General features: G+C 59.9%; 16 protein-coding genes and 1 pseudogene. 8 read left to right on the top strand and 9 right to left on the bottom strand.

The features are described 5' to 3' along the window. Positions 1-58: 58 nt before the first annotated feature. From FFS68_RS15600 to FFS68_RS15575, 6 genes are all read left to right on the top strand, one after another. Positions 59-1,417, top strand: coding sequence for a hypothetical protein (locus tag FFS68_RS15600; RefSeq protein WP_171003915.1), 1,359 nt, complete (start codon positions 59-61; stop codon positions 1,415-1,417). Then, positions 1,414-2,688 (top strand): HupE/UreJ family protein, encoded by a 1,275-nt coding sequence (locus tag FFS68_RS15595; protein ID WP_137754118.1) that lies wholly within the window; start codon positions 1,414-1,416, stop codon positions 2,686-2,688. The genes FFS68_RS15600 and FFS68_RS15595 overlap by 4 nt, the downstream gene beginning before the upstream one ends. 428 nt (positions 2,689-3,116) lie before the next feature. Then, the gene (locus FFS68_RS15590; protein ID WP_137754117.1) at positions 3,117-3,341 is read left to right on the top strand and encodes a hypothetical protein; all 225 of its coding nucleotides are present in this window, start codon (positions 3,117-3,119) and stop codon (positions 3,339-3,341) included. A 10-nt stretch (positions 3,342-3,351) separates the two neighbouring features. Then, a complete protein-coding gene (locus tag FFS68_RS15585) occupies positions 3,352-4,053 on the top strand; it encodes a DUF6118 family protein (RefSeq protein ID WP_137754116.1) in 702 nt (233 codons plus the stop codon). A 195-nt stretch (positions 4,054-4,248) separates the two neighbouring features. Continuing rightward, positions 4,249-5,373 carry an anhydro-N-acetylmuramic acid kinase gene (locus FFS68_RS15580; RefSeq protein WP_349290390.1) on the top strand — a complete coding sequence of 375 codons (1,125 nt, stop codon included), beginning with the start codon at positions 4,249-4,251 and terminating at the stop codon, positions 5,371-5,373. Further along, positions 5,370-6,251, top strand: a complete 882-nt coding sequence (locus FFS68_RS15575) for a BadF/BadG/BcrA/BcrD ATPase family protein (RefSeq protein WP_137754114.1) — start codon at positions 5,370-5,372, stop codon at positions 6,249-6,251. Before FFS68_RS15580 ends, FFS68_RS15575 begins: the two co-directional genes overlap by 4 nt. On the opposite strand, the gene FFS68_RS15570 is transcribed toward FFS68_RS15575, so the two are convergent. Genes FFS68_RS15570 through FFS68_RS15560 form a run of 3 tightly spaced genes read right to left on the bottom strand, consistent with a single transcriptional unit; the run spans position 6,223 to position 9,454 of the window. Continuing rightward, entirely contained in the window at positions 6,223-7,287 is a 1,065-nt protein-coding gene (locus FFS68_RS15570; RefSeq protein WP_137754113.1) for a beta-N-acetylglucosaminidase domain-containing protein, read from the bottom strand. The two genes, FFS68_RS15575 and FFS68_RS15570, sit on opposite strands and share 29 nt — an antisense overlap. Next, positions 7,284-8,420: an N-acetylglucosamine-6-phosphate deacetylase gene (gene nagA, locus FFS68_RS15565; RefSeq protein WP_137754112.1), complete on the bottom strand. Its 1,137-nt coding sequence runs from the start codon at positions 8,418-8,420 to the stop codon at positions 7,284-7,286. Before nagA ends, FFS68_RS15570 begins: the two co-directional genes overlap by 4 nt. Further along, on the bottom strand, positions 8,417-9,454 hold the full coding sequence (locus FFS68_RS15560) for an SIS domain-containing protein (protein WP_137754111.1): 1,038 nt from the start codon (positions 9,452-9,454) through the stop codon (positions 8,417-8,419). The genes nagA and FFS68_RS15560 overlap by 4 nt, the downstream gene beginning before the upstream one ends. A 65-nt stretch (positions 9,455-9,519) precedes the next feature. Between FFS68_RS15560 and FFS68_RS15555 the strand changes: the two genes are divergently transcribed. Next, positions 9,520-10,896: an FAD-linked oxidase C-terminal domain-containing protein gene (locus tag FFS68_RS15555; RefSeq protein ID WP_137754110.1), complete on the top strand. Its 1,377-nt coding sequence runs from the start codon at positions 9,520-9,522 to the stop codon at positions 10,894-10,896. On the opposite strand, the gene FFS68_RS15550 is transcribed toward FFS68_RS15555, so the two are convergent. The 6 genes from FFS68_RS15550 to FFS68_RS15525 all read right to left on the bottom strand — a co-directional run bounded on the left by FFS68_RS15550 (position 10,893) and on the right by FFS68_RS15525 (position 18,949). Next, entirely contained in the window at positions 10,893-11,978 is a 1,086-nt protein-coding gene (locus FFS68_RS15550; RefSeq protein ID WP_137754109.1) for a heparan-alpha-glucosaminide N-acetyltransferase domain-containing protein, read from the bottom strand. The two genes, FFS68_RS15555 and FFS68_RS15550, sit on opposite strands and share 4 nt — an antisense overlap. Further along, a complete protein-coding gene (locus FFS68_RS15545) occupies positions 11,975-12,718 on the bottom strand; it encodes a GntR family transcriptional regulator (protein WP_137754108.1) in 744 nt (247 codons plus the stop codon). The genes FFS68_RS15550 and FFS68_RS15545 overlap by 4 nt, the downstream gene beginning before the upstream one ends. Beyond that, a complete protein-coding gene (locus FFS68_RS15540; RefSeq protein ID WP_137754107.1) occupies positions 12,715-13,611 on the bottom strand; it encodes an N-acetylmuramic acid 6-phosphate etherase in 897 nt (298 codons plus the stop codon). Before FFS68_RS15540 ends, FFS68_RS15545 begins: the two co-directional genes overlap by 4 nt. Continuing rightward, positions 13,604-15,166, bottom strand: a complete 1,563-nt coding sequence (locus FFS68_RS15535; protein ID WP_137754106.1) for a sodium:solute symporter — start codon at positions 15,164-15,166, stop codon at positions 13,604-13,606. Before FFS68_RS15535 ends, FFS68_RS15540 begins: the two co-directional genes overlap by 8 nt. 113 nt (positions 15,167-15,279) lie before the next feature. After that, positions 15,280-18,006, bottom strand: a complete 2,727-nt coding sequence (locus FFS68_RS15530; protein WP_171003914.1) for a TonB-dependent receptor plug domain-containing protein — start codon at positions 18,004-18,006, stop codon at positions 15,280-15,282. Between the two features lie 412 nt (positions 18,007-18,418). After that, positions 18,419-18,949, bottom strand: a complete 531-nt coding sequence (locus FFS68_RS15525) for an alpha/beta hydrolase (RefSeq protein WP_283214607.1) — start codon at positions 18,947-18,949, stop codon at positions 18,419-18,421. Positions 18,950-18,984: 35 nt separating this feature from the next. On the opposite strand from FFS68_RS15525, the pseudogene FFS68_RS15520 reads away from it, so the two are divergent. Next, positions 18,985-19,080, top strand: a pseudogene (locus tag FFS68_RS15520) (IS481 family transposase); the annotation flags it as partial. Between the last annotated feature and the right edge of the window lie 118 nt (positions 19,081-19,198).

The following is a 19,198-nucleotide window of genomic DNA, read 5'->3' as shown; positions in this document are numbered from 1 at the left end:
CATGTGGCCTTGGGCCTCGCAGTCGTGGCGAAATAGTGTCCCGGTCGTTCGGAAACGAATGACCGGGCTACGTCTCCGCCGGGTGTTGGGGACGTGGAACCTGCTTCCGGTCCTGGTCGTGTTGGCGATTGTCGCGGCGGGATTTGCGGGCGACCGATGGCGGGCGGCGCCACCGCCGGAGGCCGCCTCCCTCGACCTCCCGACCCCCGCGTTCGGACCTGCCAATTTTGAGGCGGCGTTGGCGGATGCCGATCGCCATATTGAGCTGGGCCGAGAGAAACTACGCCGCGCGCCACGTGACTGGACGAGTTTTGAAGTGCTTGCGAACGGTCTGATGGTGCGCGCCCGTCTGACCGGCGACTATAGCGACTGGGCTGAAGCCCGGCGCCTGCTCGACGTCGGCATGGCGATGGCTCCCAAGGCATCCGGACCAGTGGTCGCCAATGCAACGCTGGCGCTGTCCACGCATCGGCTGGCTGTCGCAGAACGCGCGCTGAAAACCATCGAAGGTGCAGCGGTTCCGCCCGATCGCGGCCAGATGGCTGGGATGGCGGGGCTGTCCGGAGACATAGCATTCTACCGGGGCGACATGTCAGCCGCGCGGCGCCAATATGCGCGCGGCAAAGGCCTCGGGGGAGGTTCCGCCATTGATTTTCGTCTGGCCGTCCTTGCGGCGGCGCAGGCGCGCTTTGCCGATGCCGACGCCGCCATTTGGCGATCGGTGTCCGGAAGCCGTCAACATACGCCGCAAATGCTGGCCCAGGCCGCGCTGCGGCTTGGCGCGCATGCGCTTTCGCGGGGCGAATGGCACAGCGCAGAGCTGTGGTTCACGCGCGCCAACCAGCTTTTCCCGGGCTATTGGCTGATTGCCGCCCATCGGGTGCAGGCGCGCGCACTTCGCGGCGATGCGACCGCTGCCGAACAGATGGCGGCGATCGCGGCGAGCAGCAACAGTGCCGAGGCGATGGATGCGACAGCGATGCTCTTTCGCCAGCGCGGGGATGGCCTGAACAGTCGGCGCTGGTCCGGGCGGGCTGCGGTCCTCTGGAAAGAGCGGCTACGCTTGCTGCCCGAGGCGGCTTATGGCCATGCTGTCGAACACGAACTCGCGTTCGGAGACTCAGCAACGGCTCTCGATCTCGCCCTGCGTAACGTCGCGCAGCGGCCTTATGGCGAGGCGCGCCTGCTCCTCGCCAGCGCGCTTCTGATGAACAATCGCCCCCAAGATGCGCTGGACGAAATCGCTCGCGCCGAAGCGTCGGGTTGGCGCAGCGCACCGCTATATGCCCTCAAGGCCGAAGCCGCTGCGCTCGCTGGCCGACCGGAGGCAGCCGAGGTTGCCCGCGCGGCGGCCGTGCGCATCAATCCGCAGATATTCCATCCCCGCACGCCGCTGATCTGGTTTTCGCACGGATGACCGTCTTCACCCGCATCGCGCTCTCCTGGGTCATCTATTTCGCGTCGCTATTGGCTTTGGTGTCGCCCGCGGCGGCGCATCTGACGCCGAATTCGGAAATCGGCCTGACGATTGGCGCCGAAGACGTCCGCGCCGATATTATCATCCCCCAGAGTGAATATATGGTCGCGACCTCGCATTCGGCGGGCAATGATCGGCAAAGCCTGTCGCGCGCCAGAGCCTATATCGAAGACCGTTTCAAAGTGTTCACGCCGCAAGGAACGCCCTGGTCGGTACGCGTCGATCTTGTCGATTTCGCGCAGCGCGCGGGTCCGCCGGACTTGCACGCGGCGGCCGTCCTGACCCCTCCGCCCGGGGCATCGCCGCGCAATTTTGTTGCCGAGTGGCACGCCGTCGTCGACGAGCTTCCGAGCCACTTCGCCCTGTTTGTCATCCGGCGCGATATAGCCGGCGTATCGGGCGCGGAACCACAAATCGCCGGCGCCGTGCGATCAGGCGCCGCACGCATCGCAATCGACGTCGGTGACGCAAGCAAATGGCGCGAGTTTCGCAATACGGTCAAGCTCGGTATCGACCACATCATCGGCGGATATGACCATTTGATGTTCCTGCTCGCGCTCTTGTTGCCAGCGCCGCTGGCAGCAAGCGCTGGCCGCTGGGCAACCGTTCGCGACTGGCGCCATACGGTTCGGTCGATTGTCGGCGTAGTCACCGCTTTTACGATCGGGCACAGTTTGAGCTTGATCGGCGCCACTCTGGGCGGCTGGCGTTTGCCGGTACAACCGGTTGAAATCGCAATTGCAATGTCGGTGCTCATATCCACCGCTCACGCGGTCCGGCCGTTGTTTCTCGGCTATGAGCCAGTGGTCGCGGGCGGGTTCGGACTGATCCATGGTCTGGCGTTTGCAACCTTGGTTGCTGATCTGCATCTCGGTATCGCAGTGGCGCCGCTAGCCTTGCTTGGGTTCAATCTCGGAATCGAAATTGTTCAGCTTGTTATCGTACTTGTCGCTATTCCGGCGCTCATTCTGCTCGCGCCATATCGATACTATCACCCCTTCCGTACCGGCCTTGCGGTTGTTGGCATGGGGGCAGCGGTCGTATGGCTTATAAATCGCGCCTTCGGCGTTGGTGATGGCTTCATGCGAATAGTGGAACAAGCGATCGCAGCAATCGCCGTCATCCTTGCGGTCGTGTCGATTGCTCTCGTCGCCAGCCATTGGTTGCGGCGCTGCTTCCTTCGACTGCGCGCAGTTGGTCAGGGGCACTGAGGCAGCGCCTTCTGAATAGGAAACCACGTAGTGGTGACCTCGAAATCGCAGCCCAGTTCCATAGTAACCGCGAAAGTGTTGGCGTCTTTCCTGCGGCGGCCGCGCTCTATTCCGCTGCGCTCCACCGAGCCGCCGCTGTACGCGTCTCGTCGGCTTCGCCGCGACGATCACTGACGCGGGGCCGGAGCCTGGCTCCGTCCCGAAGGTCATCGCGCTGACGCGCGCTGGCGATGGCCTCCGGCCGTGCGGGGTGGTCGTCGCTCTCCTCTGAGGCCCGCCCGGCAGAGCGCAACCCCTGCGGGTTCCTTCATTGCATTTCGGCCAGCGGTACGCCCTGCCTTGCTGGCGGGCCTCTCCGGTCGCTCTCGCCGCCCACCCCGCTCAGCCGGGGCTGCGGTGGTTTTTAAAGAGCAAAGGAGAAAGTCATCATGGAACTCGAGCATATCGACATCGCCAACCTCTCGGTTTCGTCCGCCAACATGCGCGACATGGCGAAAAGCCTCGAACGCGATGCGCAGGTCGAATCGATCCTGCGCGGTCGCAAGGCGTCGCTCGGCATCGACATGCGGTCGGCGCGATCGATCGGCCAGGATCTGGCGGAGATCGCCGGGATCGGCCGCGGAATCTCGCGTGGCATCGGGATCGGAATGTAGGAGAAAGACAATGCAAGACGACGAACCGGAAATCGACGACCCCGCCGCCGCGGCCTTTGCACGGCTCGAAGGGGAAGTGGCGCTGATGCGCCGGGCGACCGAGAAGCTCGCCGCCGAAAAGGCGGACATCCGGATCCCGGACTACAGCACCACCCTTGGCGAACTCTCGAAGCACCTTGGTGCCGTAGAACGGACCCTGACGTTCATCGCGGCCAAGCCTGCAATGGAGTTGACGCCCGAAACTATGGCGCAGCGGATCGACCGCGCCGTCCGGCAGGCGCGTGAGTCTGCCGAAGGCGAAATGCGGCGGGCGCAGGTGCAGCTCAACAACGCCGTTTGTGAACTGCGCGGCACGACCTCGACATTGCGCGCGGCGCATCAGCAGCGTCGTCATCTTATCTGGGCCGCAGGCGGCGGCGTGCTCGCCGGGTGCTTGCTGTGGTCGATCCTCCCTGGCGCCGTTGCACGGGCGGTGCCGGATCGTTGGCAGCTACCCGAGCGAATGGCTGCCCATATCGTCGGCGCGCCCAGCCTTTGGGAGGGCGGTATGCGGCTTATGCAGGCGGGCAGCCCGGCGGCGTATCGGGCGATTTCTGCGGCAGCGGTTATGCGGCACGACAATAAGGGCAAAATTGCAGGATGCGAAAAGGCTGCGCGCGGCGCAAAGAAGCGGGTGCGCTGCACGATCATGGTCGGACACCCAGAGATTTGATTGGGTCGCGCCTTCACCATCGTACCGTCGAAACGGCAACAAGTTGTTCGATGCCATCACATGGCTGCAATCCGGCGGCAAATGCGCTTTGCTGGCCAGCGGAGGATTGAGTGGCGTCATTGTGGTCCGACATTAGCCTAGACCAAAGCCTTCAATTAATATATACCAATCCAATACCAATCTTGGATGGGCATGATGGCGATGCAATTTGTTGTAGGACTTATGTCGGGAACCTCGCGCGACGGGGTTGACGCTGCGCTGATCAAAACCGACGGTCTCAATTCGGTCGATGCGGTGGCGTTTCAGTTTGAGCCCTACCCCGATGATCTGAAAGCCGTCATTGCGGATGCCTGCGACTTGGCCATGGCACATCCGCAGCGTGTACCCAGCCAGTCCATAGACGATTGCGAAAATTTGCTGGATCAGCGCCATCTTGCTGCCGTCGAAACTTTGCTCGAAACGGCCGGCGTACCAGCCAATGAGGTCGCGGTGATCGGGCTTCACGGCCATACGATCGCGCACCGCGCTGATCTGGGCTGGACCTGGCAGATCGGTCAGCCGGAGTTTTTGGCGAACCGGCTGAACATCCCGGTAATGTCGAACATGCGCCACTTCGATGTCATGTTCGGCGGCCAAGGCGCGCCTCTCATTCCCGTCTTTCACCGCGCGCTGTTTTCAGATGCGTCGCAGCCCGTGGCGGTGCTCAATCTTGGCGGCGTAGCAAACCTCACCTTCATCGGCACCGACGGCGCGCTGGTTGCGTTTGATTGTGGAATGGCGAACGCGTTGATCGATGACTGGATGGGTCAAAAAACAAACTATCCGTTCGACGCAGGTGGTGAATTCGCAGCCAATGGCACGATCGACGAAAGTGCATTGCTCGCGATGCTGGACCATCCGTTCTTTTCTGCGCCAGCGCCCAAGTCACTGGACCGTAAAGACTTCAACCTAAACCCGGTAGCAGACCTGTCGGCGCCGGACGGCGCTGCCACCTTGACCGCATTTTCTGCCAAAGCCGTTGCCTTGGGCTTCCAGCAATTTCCTGCCAGACCACAACGCTTGATTGTCTGTGGCGGAGGACGCAAGAACGATACGATGCTCAAGATGATCAAGAAATATTCCGGAATCCCGACGGTGCTTACGGACGATCTGGGCTGGGACGGCGACGCGATCGAAGCGCAGGGATTTGCCTATCTGGCGTATCGCTGTCTCCACGGCCTGCCGATAACATATCCCGGCACCACAGGCGTTGCTGAACCCATGTCCGGGGGCGTTTTGACAAGGCCCGACCGGATGGCTGCTGGAAAAATCCCGGCATGACGTTATTTCTCGGAATCGATGCCGGTGGCACGTCGAGCAAATCAAGGTTGACCGATGAGCATGGCAATATCCTGGGTTCGGGTCATGCGGGACCAGCCAATACCCGCATCGGCCTCGATGCTCTCCACGCCACATTGCTCGACGTATCGATGCAGGCCATCCAGGCTGCCGGGCTGAGCACTGAAGATACTGGCAAAATCCGCTGCGGGATGGGCATCGCAGGGATAACGCGCATGGGCATGAAGCCGAAGATTCAGGCGCTGACCTTTCCGTTTGCCAACGTCCAGCTCACCAGCGACGCCATGATTGCCAATTTTGGCGCGCATATGGGAGGTGATGGCGCAATTTTGATTATCGGAACCGGCAGCGTTGGCCTAGTCAAACGGGGCGAAGACAGCTTCAGCATCGGCGGTTACGGCTTTCCGATATCCGACGAAGGCAGCGGCGCGGCACTTGGCCTTAGCGCCATCCGGCATGCGTTGCGGGCGCTCGACGGACGGACCAGGCCGTCGCCGTTAAGCCAAGCTGTCACCAAGCAATTCGACCATGCGATTCCCCGAGTGATCGCCTGGATGGATGATGCCGCGCCAGGCGATTACGCCAGCTTTGCGCCGCTGGTCATGGACTATGCGGACCTTGGCGATGAAATCGCCTTGTCGATCGTCCGCGACGCGGCACTGCACGTCGAGCGATTTATCGAAACCATCCTATCGCGTGGTGCGCCGCGATGCGTTCTGATGGGCGGGCTAGCCGAGCGAATGAGGCCATGGTTGCGCGTGCGTATTGTGGCGCAATTGCAGGACGCTTTGGGCGATGCGCTCGACGGAGCCCTAATCCTGGCAGGCCGCCCTATTGGGTCCGGAGCATCTCGCCGGTGATCGCATAACCGCCCGTCAGCCAGTCGATAATCTCGCGGGCGGCAGGGGTATCGACGGCAGCATATTTGCGGCAGAATCCCGTAACCTCAGCGGCGATTCCCAACCGACCGCGATCCTCCAGCGCATGGAGATCGCGCTGAAGCATGAGCGCGAATTCGGCGCCGCCGATGTTGGTCGCTGCGTTCAGAAATTCCGATGAGTAACTGTAAGCGTCGTCTTTGGCATAGCATGACGGCAAGGTCAGCGCCGGAATGCAGCTCAGGATCGGCTGCGACGCCGGATTGATCGCATGATGCGCCAAATATGGCCCTACGGCTGCCGGACGACCCGTGAATGACCGCAAATGCAGATGGTTCGACATACGCGGTCCGTCGTTGACGGGATAATTGTCCCAAAGGGACGGTTTGCGGCCAAGCCGTTCGGCGACGCTGGCCAAATGGCCGATGCTGAATTCGCGCGAGCATATTTCCTCGCCAGTCCAGTAAACCGAAATCGCAGGGTCGAGCAGCTTGCCGAGCTTTTCCAGATATGATTCGGGCCGTTGCCCGAACACGCGGTCAAGCAGCGGGTCGTCCGAATAATAGCTCGGGCACATGAAAAAACGCGACGCTTTGCTGGACCCTATGGCGCAATCGACGATTTCGGCCTGTCGCTCCGCCAGATCGACAAAATCGCCGCGCATGTCGTCGAAGAGAATAACCAGATCGTCGATACCGATCGTGTCGAGATGAGCGATCTTGGCTTTCAATTCTTGCCGCGCGCTGCGGTCAAAATCGAGATGCGCGCCATAAGGCGTCAGCCCGATACCCGACCGCATGTGGCGGGCTGCACAATGCCGCGCGAATTGCTGCAGATTCTGCGTTTCGGCGTCATCATGCAATTGGCGCCACTCACGGCGCAATTTGCCGTCGATCTTGGGCGCATAATGGAAGAAAGCATAGCCAGCCGGTGCCAGCCGGTCGATCACGTCGCGACGCTCCTTCCAGCTCCAGGCCCGACCAAAATAGCCCTCGATGACACCCAGTTCCGGCATCATGCTAAGTCACCTGCGATCCACACATTCTGAATGTTCAGCGCGTCGTCCAGATGGACTAGGTCGGCCCGATAGCCTTCCGATATCCGGCCATAAGCGTTCCCGATGCCGATGAAGTCGGCAGGCGTCGCACTCGCCATTTGCGAAGCCGAACCGAGGTCGACCTGCATCAACGCCACGCAGTTTCTCAATGCGCTGGTCATATCAAGGTCCGAACCTGCGAGCGTACCATCATCCGATCGCAGCATCCCTTCACGCGCCGTCACCGCGGTTTCCCCGACCGTGAAGGACGTAATGTCCGAGCCGACCGGCGGCATGGCGTCGGTGACGAGCATCAGTTCCTTGCGGCCTTTTGCGCGATATGCGGCGCGGAGCGACGCCGGATGGACATGATGTCCGTCGGCAATGATGCCGCAGATCAGACCGCTGTCCATGCTCGCCCCCACGACACCCGGCGCCCGGCTCTCCATCTGTGTCATCGCGTTGAACAAATGCGTGACGCCCGACAGACCCTCTCCGATCGCCCGCCGCATGTCATCATAGGTTGCCAGTGTATGCCCCGCAGCGACAATGGCCCCGCCTTTCACCAGCGCGGCTATGGCTCCTTCAGGAGCGAGTTCGGGCGCCAGCGTGACCAGCGTTCTGCCATTTTTCAGCGACAACAAAAGCGCGATGGTGTCGGCATCCAGGGCGCGGAATTTTCCGGCATCGTGAATGCCATGTTTGCGAGGATTGAGAAACGGACCCTCGATATGAATGCCGACGATGCCCGGAACGCCCGCCCGGATGGCATCATCTACCGCACCGATTGCTTTGGCGATGACATCAAGATCGTCGCTGATCAAAGTCGGCAGCATCGCAGTCGTACCGAATTTTCGGTGAGCCTCAGCGATCGAGATTATACCGTCCACGGTCGGCGCGTCGTTGAACAGGACACCGCCGCCGCCATTCACCTGCGTATCGACAAAGCCGGGCAGAAGGACGCCGCCATCAAGCGTTTGCACCGCCATGTTATCCGGCACGTCCTGGGCGCGCAGCAACATTTCAATCCGACCGTGGCTCAGAACAAGCGCGTGCCCGTCATACCATGTTTCGCCCGCAAATATGCGAGCGCCTACCAAAGCCGTCTCGGTCATATTGTCTCGGTTACCTTTTGCAGCAGCGGCGGGCGATCCGGATCATAGCCTCGCTGCACCGATATTGCATTCACCATGGCATAAAAAGTCTGCACCATCGCGATTGGAGCGGTGACACTATCGAGTTTTTCGGGAAGCCCGAGCGACACAGCCCCATCAAATTGCCGGCCCACGACAGCTATTCGGGCCTCACGACCGAGGAACTGTTGGACAATGGACCCCATTCCCACGGCGGCCTCATCCGCCGGCGGAAATATGAGCAGCGGAAAGCCGGACTTTACGAGCGCCATCGGTCCGTGCGCGACCTCGGCCATACTGAACGCTTCGGCGTGAATCCCGCTGGTTTCCTTGAATTTGAGCGCCGCCTCCTGCGCGATGCCGAGCGTCAGGCCACGGCCGAGGACGAACATGCTCTCGGCATGCCGCAGCATCTCGACCCCGGCACACCAGTCATCGGCCCAGGCCGCGTTCAACAGCTGGGGAAGCATTTTTACGGCTTCCCGTGCTTCACTCGCCCGGGTCCAATCACTGACGAGGTGCGCCAATGCGCATAGGGTCGCGATATAGCTTTTGGTTGCGGCAACGCTTTTCTCTGGTCCCGCATGGAGCGGCACGACGATTTCTGCGAGGTCGGCCAACGGCGATTCGATATCGTTCACAAAAGCGATGACCAGCGCCCCGGCTTTGCGCGCCGCCTCTGCCGACAAAAGGAGGTCAGGACTTTTGCCGGATTGCGATATGAGGATGAACGGCTGATTTTTCATATGAAGCAGCGGGGCACCATAAATAGAACTGATCGACGGCGCCTGCGACACCACGGGAATCCGAAGCCGCGTTTCGATCAGATATTTGGCGTAGGTCGCCGCATGATCGGAACTTCCGCGCGCGCAAGTGAAAATGATCTGCGGGTCGAGCATGCGCAGCCTTTGAGCAAGGTCGCCGATCATCTCCGCGTTCAAGGTATATTGCAGGGCCGCGACGTCGCTGGCTTGCGACGCCTCGCGGTACATCAATGTCCGTTTCGGGTTTTTCATATAATACCTATATAATACCAATTTACGTGCGAGCGCAAGGGTGCTATCGGGTTCAGGGAGACTATATGGATAGCCTTGTAAACTCACTTGCTGACCGGTTCGGTTCACGGCTTATCACGGCGCCCTCGGCGCGAGCGCAATATGCCCAGAGCGAAGGTCATCACGCCCATCAGACACCGTCATTGGTCGTTCAGCCCGCAACGGTCGAAGAGGTCCAGCTGCTCGTGCAAAGGGCCGCAGAAGACCATTGGTCGATCGTCGCCTATGGCGCAGGAACGTCGCTGGAGGGCAATGCGGCGACAACCCATGCCGACAGTCTTTGCATCGATTTCAGCCGAATGAACCGCATCATAGAGGTCAGTGCAGCCGATCTTTTGTGCGTCGTCGAGCCCGGCGTAACGCGCGAACAGCTGAACGAAGATATCAGGGCCACCGGCCTGTTTTTCCCCGTCGATCCGGGTGCCAATGCCTCGCTCGGCGGCATGATCTCGACGCGCGCATCGGGGACGACCACCGTCCGCTACGGCAGCATGCGCGAGAATATTCTCGGACTGAAGATGGTGACAGCCGATGGCAGCCTCGTTCTGACGGGAACGCGTGCGCGAAAGTCCGCCTCGGGATATGACCTCACGCACCTGTTCACCGGTTCCGAGGGGACGCTCGGTCTGATTGTCGAGGCCAGCTTGCGGCTGCATGGCCAACCAGACAAAATCCTTGCAGCAACATGGGACTTCGGCAGTGTCGAGGGGGCCGTCGACACTGTCATCGCGACCATCCAGTCGGGCGTGCCGATTGCCCGGATGGAGTTGCTCGACGAGGCCGCCATCCGGGCCTGCAACCGGCAAAGCGCTTTGAGGTTGCCGGAAAAGCCGATGCTGTTTCTTGAATTTCATGGATCGGAGGCCAGCGTGGCCGATCAATTGTCGCTCGTTCGGCTGTTCGGCGAGGGGAATGGCGGCGGCCAGCTTCAGTTTGCGACGGCGACCGAAGACCGGAATACGCTATGGAAGGCGCGTCACCAGGCGCTGTGGGCTGCCAAAAATATGGTACCCGGGGCCGTCGCCTGGATCACCGATGTCTGCGTGCCGATCAGCCAGCTGAGCGATGCAATCATCCGAGCCAAAACCGCAATCGAAGCATCGGGCCTCTTTGCACCGATCCTTGGCCATGTCGGCGACGGCAATTTCCACATTTTCTTCATATTGCGAACCGACGATACCGCCAGCTGGGACAAGGCCCGCATCATCAATGAAGCCGTAATCGATCAGGCGCTTTCGGTAGGCGGCACATGCACGGGTGAACATGGCATCGGGCTGGGTAAGCGGCTGGCGATGCAGCGCGAACATGGCGCCGACAGCGTTGCGACGATGCGGCGGATCAAGGATGCGCTGGACCCGACAGGCCTGTTCAACCCTGGCAAGATATTTCTAGACAGGCTCTAAACCTTGAGCACCCATCCGCGCCGTCTGAGCAGCGGAAGAATGGCGCAGGAAATCGCCGCGGCCAGAATGGCGTAGAGCAGGGATGTGACTGGCCCCGGCAATCCGGTGCAGGCGATACCCTGATATGTCACCGCCCATATCGTCGCGCCGCTCGGCAGCTCGCGGACGATGATAGCGATCAGCAACATATGAATGACATAGAGCGTAAGCGCAGCTTGGCCGAGACTTGCGGTCCATCGGGCGATCTTGTTCCCGCCAATGGTGGACCATATCGATTTAAGACATGCCCAGAACAGAATCCCGATGCCGCAAGTGATCAGCGCAAAACTGGCGGTCCAAAGATTTTTGTTCAGCGGCAACACAGGTGTCAGCGTCAGTCCTGCGGCCAGCAGGAGAAAACCCGCCAGCGCAAGGCGCGCGTTGGAAACCGTATGGTGCTTGATCCAGCGCATCACAGCAACGCCGATCAAACCATTGGCCGCCGCGCTCAACGTCGATAACACGCCTTCGGGATCCCAGCTTTGCCTTAGCACCCGGCCCGGGATAAGGTTTTGATCGAGCCACCCGCTGACCCCCTCGCCGGGTTCCATGCCCGGCGGCGCTCCTGCTGGCGTTCCGACCTTCAGCAGCATCCACGAGTGAAATAAGAGCAGCAGTCCGGCGATCAGCATGGGCAGCACGGCGCTGCGCCTGACGACGATGACCGCGGCGCAGATCAGATAGACAATCGCGATACGTTGCAACACGCCCGTCCACCGGATCAATTCAGGATCGAGTGTCGGCCTGATGAGCCAGCTCAATAGGACGCCGATAACGAAAAGCAGAAACGCGCGCCGCCCAACCGCTGTCCAGCTAAACACATGGCCTGGCCTGTCGAGCGCCAGCGGCGCCGACAGCCCGACGATCAACAGGAATATCGGAAATACCAGATCGGCAAATGTCAGACCGTTCCATTCAGCGTGCCGGAGCGTCGCATATGCGGCCTCTCCATCCCCCTGTACGTTCACCAAGATCATCAGGAGCACGTCGATGCCGCGAAAGCTGTCGAGCGATGGATCGCGATCGGTGGCAGACGTCCTCACAATACCACAAACGGCCCGCGCAGTTCGCTCACAAATTCATAGCGTTCGCCGCGATAGGCAGAACGGGTGAGTTCTACCGGTCGTCCGTCTGCCCGGCGGGTAAGCCGCTCGATCCGGAGGATTTCGGTATTTTCCGGGATGGACAACAGGCTGGCTTCGGTTGATCCCGCCAGCGCCGCGCGAATTTTCTGCTGGCCGGTCACCGGCCGGTTGCCGCGCTGGTCGAGCGCCTGGTAAAGCGAATTTCCCAAATGCGTGATGTCGGGTAGCATGTCGGCGGGAACAACCGCATTCTCGATGGCCAACGGCTCGCCGTTCGCCATCCGAACGCGGCTCAGCCGCGCCACTTCGACGCCTTTCGGCAACTCCAGAATTCGCGCTTCCTCTTCGGTCGCCAAACCGACCACTTTCATGATCCAGATCGTGTCCGTCGCCTCTCCGCGGGCCTCGGCATCTTCGCTGAAACTGCTCAGAAACGAGCCTGGAGCCTGAATGCGCGGCGTCACGTAGGTTCCGGATCCCTGACGCCTCGACAGCAAACCTTCTTCGATCAGCAGTTCGATCGCCTTGCGCACGGTGACGCGCGACGCGCCCATGATCTTGCAAAGATCGCGCTCGGAGGGAAGGGCTTCGCCTGCGCTGATCGCGCCATCCTCGATCTGCTGCCGCAAGCGATGGGCAAGTTTGATATAAATCGGCGAATTGCTGTGCTCGCTGCTAGGGGCCGAGACCGAATTCACGACGCGTTTCCGTCCATCGCTTCGATCGCATCGCGCAATATGCCGCCATGGTAGTGCAACAGCGCGGCTGCTTCGGCCGGGTTTTTCCCCAAGGCGATCAGCACCGCCGTCTTGATATCATTGTCGGCCAGATGCACGGCGTTGACCGCAACAGCCTCGCTGCAATTGCTCAAGGCTCTGACAATGCCGAAAGCCCTGTTCAAAAGCTTTTCATTCGAGATGACCATGTCCACCATCAACCCGCGATACACGCGGCCAAGCCGCAACATAATCGCAGTGGATAGAAGATTGAGGATCGCCTTTTGCGCGGTTCCTGCCTTCATTCGTGTCGATCCGGCGATGGCTTCGCTACCGGTCGCAGCCAATAAACCATGCTGCGCTGCGTGAAGCAGCCCGGTTTCGGCGTTGTTAGCGATGGCAATCGTCAATGCACCGGCTTCCCTGGCTGCGGTCAACGCCGCAATAGTAAAGGGGGTTCTGCCACTGGCCGCGACGCCTATCACCACATCGTCGGCGTTGATACCCGATTCCCTGATCCTGGATCTGGCCTCGTCGGCGTCGTCTTCTGCGCCTTCAGCACTGTTCACCAGCGCGTCGATCCCGCCGGCCATCAAATATAGCAGGCGCTCAGCGGGCCATCCGAAGGTTGGCCCGAGCTCGACGCCGTCCTGAACCGCAACCCGTCCCGACGTTCCGGCGCCGACATAGACAAGCCTGCCGCCCTTCTGCAGCCGCCCGGCGGCCGCCTCTGCGGCAGCGGCGATCTGCTGGGTCTGGCTCTTTAACGAAGCGACGGCAGACATCTGGCCCTCGAGCATCGCTTCGACGGCTTCTATGGTCGGCCAGCTGTCGATGTCGGCAAATCGCGGGTTAAGGCTTTCTGTATTAGGCATCTGCAATACTCGGTGTGACGGACTTCGATTGAGAGCCGATCAGGCACACGACCGTCGCAACGGCCGTCCCGACGCATAGCTGCCACGGGAATGCTATAGTTTTCATCGCGACGGGCAGGCCCAGCGTATCGACCACATAGCCCTGGAAAGCGACGATGGTAAGAAAGCCCGCAATCAACGCAGCGATGACAGAGGTCGACGATCCGCGATTCGTGAATAATGCCGTAAAATAGACCCCGAGCAATCCTGAATATGCGAACGCCATGACGCCGAGTACGAATTCCAACAGCGGCAGGCTGCTGTAGCGTTGCCAATAATAGCACAGAATCGACATCGCGAAGAGCGCCAGCCCCAGCAACACGGTGGTCACGCGTCCCGCCAGAATGAAGTGCTTTTCACTGGCAGCGCCGCGCTGCTCTTTCCACGGCCGGTAGAAATCGTTGATCAGCACGGCCGCCATCGAGATCAATCCCGAATTTATCGCCGCTGCCGCAATGACGCCCACGGTCACCAGACCCCGGAGCCCCGGCGGGATCTCGCTGAGTATGAAATGCATGAAGACCGTGATCTTCTCGCCCTGAAACGTCTGCACCACCTCATTCCCATCGGAGCCCATCAAATCGGGTCGCTCGTAAAATATGTGCAGCAGCGAGCCGATGACCAAAAACAACAGGATGACCGGGATGGACGCCCAGACCGACGCATAAAGCGCGCGGCTGCCATGTTTGGCGTTGTCGCAAGCGAGCAGGCGCTGCGTGGTATCCTGGTCGAGGCCCGAATTGCCGATATTCAGAAGCACGAGCCCGGTCACAGCGGCAAAAATCGAGAAAGGTGCCGTCAAGTTGAACGACCAGTCAATGATCTGCGTTTTGTCTCCCGACGGCGACATGGTCAGACTATCGACTATTTCCGGTAGCGGGACCGGTATTTTGACCAGCAGAAAGACCAGCACCATGATGGCCGCTCCGACATACAGGACCACCTGCACCAGATCGCTCCATATCACGGAATTCAGGCCACCCATGAAGGTAAAGGCGAGGCCGAATATGAGCAGTGTGAACGACGCGATCACGATATGCTGTGGCTCGACATCGAGAAACATGATCATCGAGACGGCAATGGCCGCCAGATAAAGCCTGGCCCCGCTCGCGAAAATACGTCCCACCAAATACATGGCGCCCGCCGCCCTGCGGGCCGTCACATCGAAACGCTGCTCGAGCAATTCATAAACGGTTGTGGCGCCGATCGCATAAAATTTGGGAATGAGCACCTTGGCAACGAACCAAGCGGCCAACAAAGCGCCGATTGTGCTGGTGAGATAGGTGTAGTTGCCTCGAAAACTGTTGTCAGGCACGCCGAGAAAAGTGGCGGCCGACTGGACGGTCGACAATACCGACACCGCCACCAGCCAGGTCGGCGCGTGATGGCTGGCCAGGAAATAATCGTCGGCATTCTGCATGTTGCGCTGGGTGGAAAAATAACCGGCGGCCGCAAGTATGCCAACGTAACCCGCCAATATGCTCCAATCCAGCGCGGTGAACTGCAGTGGCGTCATTCGCCAAATCTCCCCATTCTCGGCAGCCTAAATGTCCGCAAGGCGAATGTCATGATGAATGAAGGTTTCGGCGGCGGAGGAACGAACCGATCATTCGCTCCTCCGCCAACAGCTTATCTGCGGATGGTCAGCGAAAAGCCGAAGGTCCTGCCAAGCACGTCATATGTGTCGGGGAATGTGTTGAATGCACCCGGATTGACCGCAATGGGTGGTTTCTTGGCAAAAATATTGTCGATACCGAATGTGAGCGAAAGACCTTCGATGGGCGGGCGAATCGCGATGTTCAGATCGAAATAATCGAACGCATCAATCCTGCCCACGCTGCCCGCCGTGCTGTCTTTGACCGATCCGATTCGCTTCCAGCCGAATTGCACGGTCAGCGGCTCGCTGTCCCAGGTGAAGGTCGCCCGGTGACGGTAATCGGGTACCACCAGAGTTACGAGATCGGACGAGCACGGCGCGCCATAACGGGCTTTGCAATCGACCGGCGTGAGCACCGCGTTACGCTGGATCGTGTAGTCGGTCACGAAGCTGCCCTGATAGCCAAGGCTCCATGTGTCGCCCGGCAAGCCGAACGGGACATCGAAGTCGTATTTGAAATCGACATCGATACCTTCCTGCCTGATCGAGGCGAGATTTCTATCGTCGACGAAAGCGTCCTTGATGAAACCTGTCACCGGATCGCGCGTGACCGCGGCGCATAACGGGTTGTCGGCGCGGGGATCTGTAACATAACAACTTGTGATTGCATCGATCGGTTGGATCTGGCCGACGGCATCGCGGATACTGATCTTGTACCAATCGACCGAAAGGCCGAGGCCGGGGATGAAACTTGGCGTGAATATTCCCCCCACGGTATAGGTTTTGCCCTGCTCCGCCGCGATATTCGCATTGCCGCCAAAGAAATATCCGCCTGTAAGATTGGCCGGATTGTTCGCGTCATAGGCCGCGCGATATCCTTGCGCGGTACATTGGGTGACGGTCGCGGCATTCGTCGCGCCGACGCATGGATCGCCCGCATAACGCGGAAACAACCGGGGAACCGTCCGCAGATTTGCGAAGGGAATCGAAAATACCGGGTTGGCAAACTCACCGATATTGGCATCGCGGATGACCGTTTGGCGGGTTGCACGCAAGCGCAGATCATCGCTTACCGTCCAGTTGATGCCTAGCTTGTTGGTGTCATAGCTGCGATCAGGACCGACTGATTTTGCATACCAGGATTTCCGATAGGCACCTTCGACGTTCAGCTGCTGGATCAGCGGAACGTTGGAGAGCAGCGGTACGACCAGCTCACCGAACAGCTCGTTGACTTTGACGAACGGCGGGATCGGCGGAGCGGATTCAGCGCCCTGATTGAACGATGTCCCCAGATCGGTACCATAAGCAAAGCGCCCGGTTTCTTTGCGGAACTCATAGCCGACCGTAAATCCGACCGGCCCCGCCCAACCGCTGAAAAAATCGCTCGTATCGCCTGCAATATAGGCCGAAGCCACCTGCTGGGTGCGCTTGCGGTCGCCAAAGTCGAAATCCTGCAGCACACTGGTGAAATCGCCGCCCGGGCCGAAAATATCGGTCGTGTTCACCAGGCCCGCGAAACTCGCCTTCAGGCCGTCCCCTTTGACCGTAATCGACTCCTTGGATCTGCCATATTGATAATAGGCATCCCAGCTGATGGCAGGCGTAATTTCGCCGCGCAAACCGATCTGGGCCTGGATATTGTCCCGCTCGTTCTCGGCAACGGTCGGCCCCAGCTCGCCAAGCGAACGGCGGACATTGACGTTGGCAAAGCCGTTCACGAACGTCAGTTGCGCACGCGCTTGCGGATCGAGGAAGGGATTGGTCTCGGAAATCTGGACATTTACACCCGCAGTGCCGGTCGTCGGAGGGTTCTGCCCCGACCGCGTGCCGCCTTGCGTTTCAACTTTGGAATACATGATCCGGCCGTAGGTTTCGACACCGTCAAACAGCTCATATTTGAAGAACGCATCGGCGTTGAAACGGCGGAGCGGCTGCGCAAGCAGAAACAGCGGCGTATAGTCCGTGGATTGTGGTGTCAGCGTGAAAGCGCCATTCGCATCATAAGAAAACGTACGCCCGCTCGCGACATCGGTAAAATTGCCACCGATCGGCAACGTCGCTGAGCCGTTCCTTGCGAAACGGCGGTTGCCAGCGAGCAGCGGATCGCGATCGGTATATTCCACATAACCGACGATGCTGCCCCGATCCCCCAGCTTCATGCCGCCCATCAAATGGCCGCTCTTCTGCGATCCGCCACCGGCGACGGCGCGGTAGTTGATATTTGCTTGCAGCCCTTCGAAATCGTCGTTGATGATGAAATTGACCACGCCGGCGACCGCATCGGCGCCGTACACCGCGGCTGCACCGCCCGTCAAAACATCGACGCGCTTCAGAAGCGGTGCCGGTATGGAATTGACATCGACGGCGTTGCGAAAACTGAACGGCAGGGCACGTGTCCCGTTGATCAGAACCAGCGTTCGATTTTGCCCGAGATTACGCAAATCGAGGGTCTGCGCACCAAAGGCATCGCTGCCGACCGATGTCGAGTTTACACCCCCGGCAAGTTGCGGGATCTTTACCGAAATGTCTTCGATGGTGACAGCGCGCTGCAATTGGATCTGTTCACCCTCCAGCGTACTGATCGGGCTTGTGGAAGAGAGGCCCGCGCTTTTGATCCGGGATCCGGTAACGATGATCGCAGTGTCATCCTCTGCCACGACTGGTGCATCCTGCGCCAAAGCACTAGCGGATGTGGCGGCGGCAACCAGCCCAAGGACCGCGCAGCTGCCATAGCGTATTTTCGAACTTGTCCCTCTCATGCCCAAACCCCTTCCCATTACGGCTCTCGATCGAGTTGGCCACTTGTAATGCACTTGAAGGAAACCTGCAATACCATTTTAATACCAATATTGGCCGGTAGCGGCTTCTCGGCGCCGGCAACAGGGGCCGAAACATCGACATCTCGTAGCGCATAGCCTCCTCAAGGCAGGCAAAGTCGCCTCAAGTCTCAATCGCGCAATTGGTACTGACCCGAGGCCAGCACCAATTGATCAAAATAGAAAGTTGGGGATTTCGGCCAAGTGTATGCGGAGGGCTTGATTTTCTGACACCGATCGCTGCCGCTGGGGCGGGACGCCAGTCGCTCCGGCCGTTGAACAGGATAGTGGCGCCATGGGGTCGTGGGCCAGCCAGCGGTTCGTAGGAGATGAATCTCGCGTCGCTAGGCCAGAATCAGCACTGTATTGCGCCGATTTCTGCGAGCCAATTCTCGACAAGTGGCGGCCACGCTGCAACGATCGGGTGCTCCGATTTCCGCAAACCGAAGGCATGTCCACCCTTGGCGAATAGGTGGACTTCCGTTGGCACGCCTGCGCCGTCCAGAGCACGGGCATAGAGCGTGCTATTGCAGATATCGTCGACCGGATCGTCCCAAGCTGGGAGAAGGAAGGTCGGCGGCGTATTCTTCGTTACCCGTATCCCGGGATCTAGCGTGGCGTCCGAGCGACACAGATGACCGGGATAAAATGCAATGGCGAAGTCGGGACGGCTGCTTATGTTGTCGATCGCATCGATAGGTTTGTAGACCGGTTGGAAAATATTGCTGGTTTGCGCGACAAGATAGCCGCCCGCCGAGAAGCCCATAACACCAATTCTTTTCGGATCGATAGCTAACTCTTTTGCCTTGGTCCGTACCAGCCGGATCGTCCTTTGGGCGTCCTGAAGCGCGCGGAGAACCCTAGATGTTTGGTCCCAGCATGGGATGGTGTAAATTTGTCACCATCGCAGCGGAGGAACCTGTGGGACAGATTCTACACGGGAGCGCCAAGACCACGCACGCCATTCGAGGCGAGCTACAGCGATCGCAAGCTTCGGTCGCGAGCCTCGCCAAGAAGTAGGGTGCGGATTCCGACGATCCCGCGCAGGGATACCGACATGATCACGCGCATCGTTCCGATCTGATCCCGCGCGGGATTCCGATCTGATGCCGCGCACGGCTCAGAGCCGTCATCG

The sequence above is a fragment of the Sphingopyxis sp. L1A2A genome (assembly GCF_005502465.1).
In the GTDB taxonomy this organism is placed as follows: domain Bacteria; phylum Pseudomonadota; class Alphaproteobacteria; order Sphingomonadales; family Sphingomonadaceae; genus Sphingopyxis.
The sequence above is the reverse complement of the archived record's forward strand: the minus strand, read 5'-3'. Positions and strand labels throughout refer to the sequence as shown.

Coding starts and splice junctions, on each gene's coding strand:
- FFS68_RS15600 (WP_171003915.1), top strand. CDS start 59: ATGACCGGGCTACGTCTCCGCCGGGTGTTGGGGACGTGGAACCTGCTT.
- FFS68_RS15595 (WP_137754118.1), top strand. CDS start 1,414: ATGACCGTCTTCACCCGCATCGCGCTCTCCTGGGTCATCTATTTCGCG.
- FFS68_RS15590 (WP_137754117.1), top strand. CDS start 3,117: ATGGAACTCGAGCATATCGACATCGCCAACCTCTCGGTTTCGTCCGCC.
- FFS68_RS15585 (WP_137754116.1), top strand. CDS start 3,352: ATGCAAGACGACGAACCGGAAATCGACGACCCCGCCGCCGCGGCCTTT.
- FFS68_RS15580 (WP_349290390.1), top strand. CDS start 4,249: ATGGCGATGCAATTTGTTGTAGGACTTATGTCGGGAACCTCGCGCGAC.
- FFS68_RS15575 (WP_137754114.1), top strand. CDS start 5,370: ATGACGTTATTTCTCGGAATCGATGCCGGTGGCACGTCGAGCAAATCA.
- FFS68_RS15570 (WP_137754113.1), bottom strand. CDS start 7,287: ATGATGCCGGAACTGGGTGTCATCGAGGGCTATTTTGGTCGGGCCTGG.
- nagA (WP_137754112.1), bottom strand. CDS start 8,420: ATGACCGAGACGGCTTTGGTAGGCGCTCGCATATTTGCGGGCGAAACA.
- FFS68_RS15560 (WP_137754111.1), bottom strand. CDS start 9,454: ATGAAAAACCCGAAACGGACATTGATGTACCGCGAGGCGTCGCAAGCC.
- FFS68_RS15555 (WP_137754110.1), top strand. CDS start 9,520: ATGGATAGCCTTGTAAACTCACTTGCTGACCGGTTCGGTTCACGGCTT.
- FFS68_RS15540 (WP_137754107.1), bottom strand. CDS start 13,611: ATGCCTAATACAGAAAGCCTTAACCCGCGATTTGCCGACATCGACAGC.
- FFS68_RS15535 (WP_137754106.1), bottom strand. CDS start 15,166: ATGACGCCACTGCAGTTCACCGCGCTGGATTGGAGCATATTGGCGGGT.
- FFS68_RS15530 (WP_171003914.1), bottom strand. CDS start 18,006: ATGAGAGGGACAAGTTCGAAAATACGCTATGGCAGCTGCGCGGTCCTT.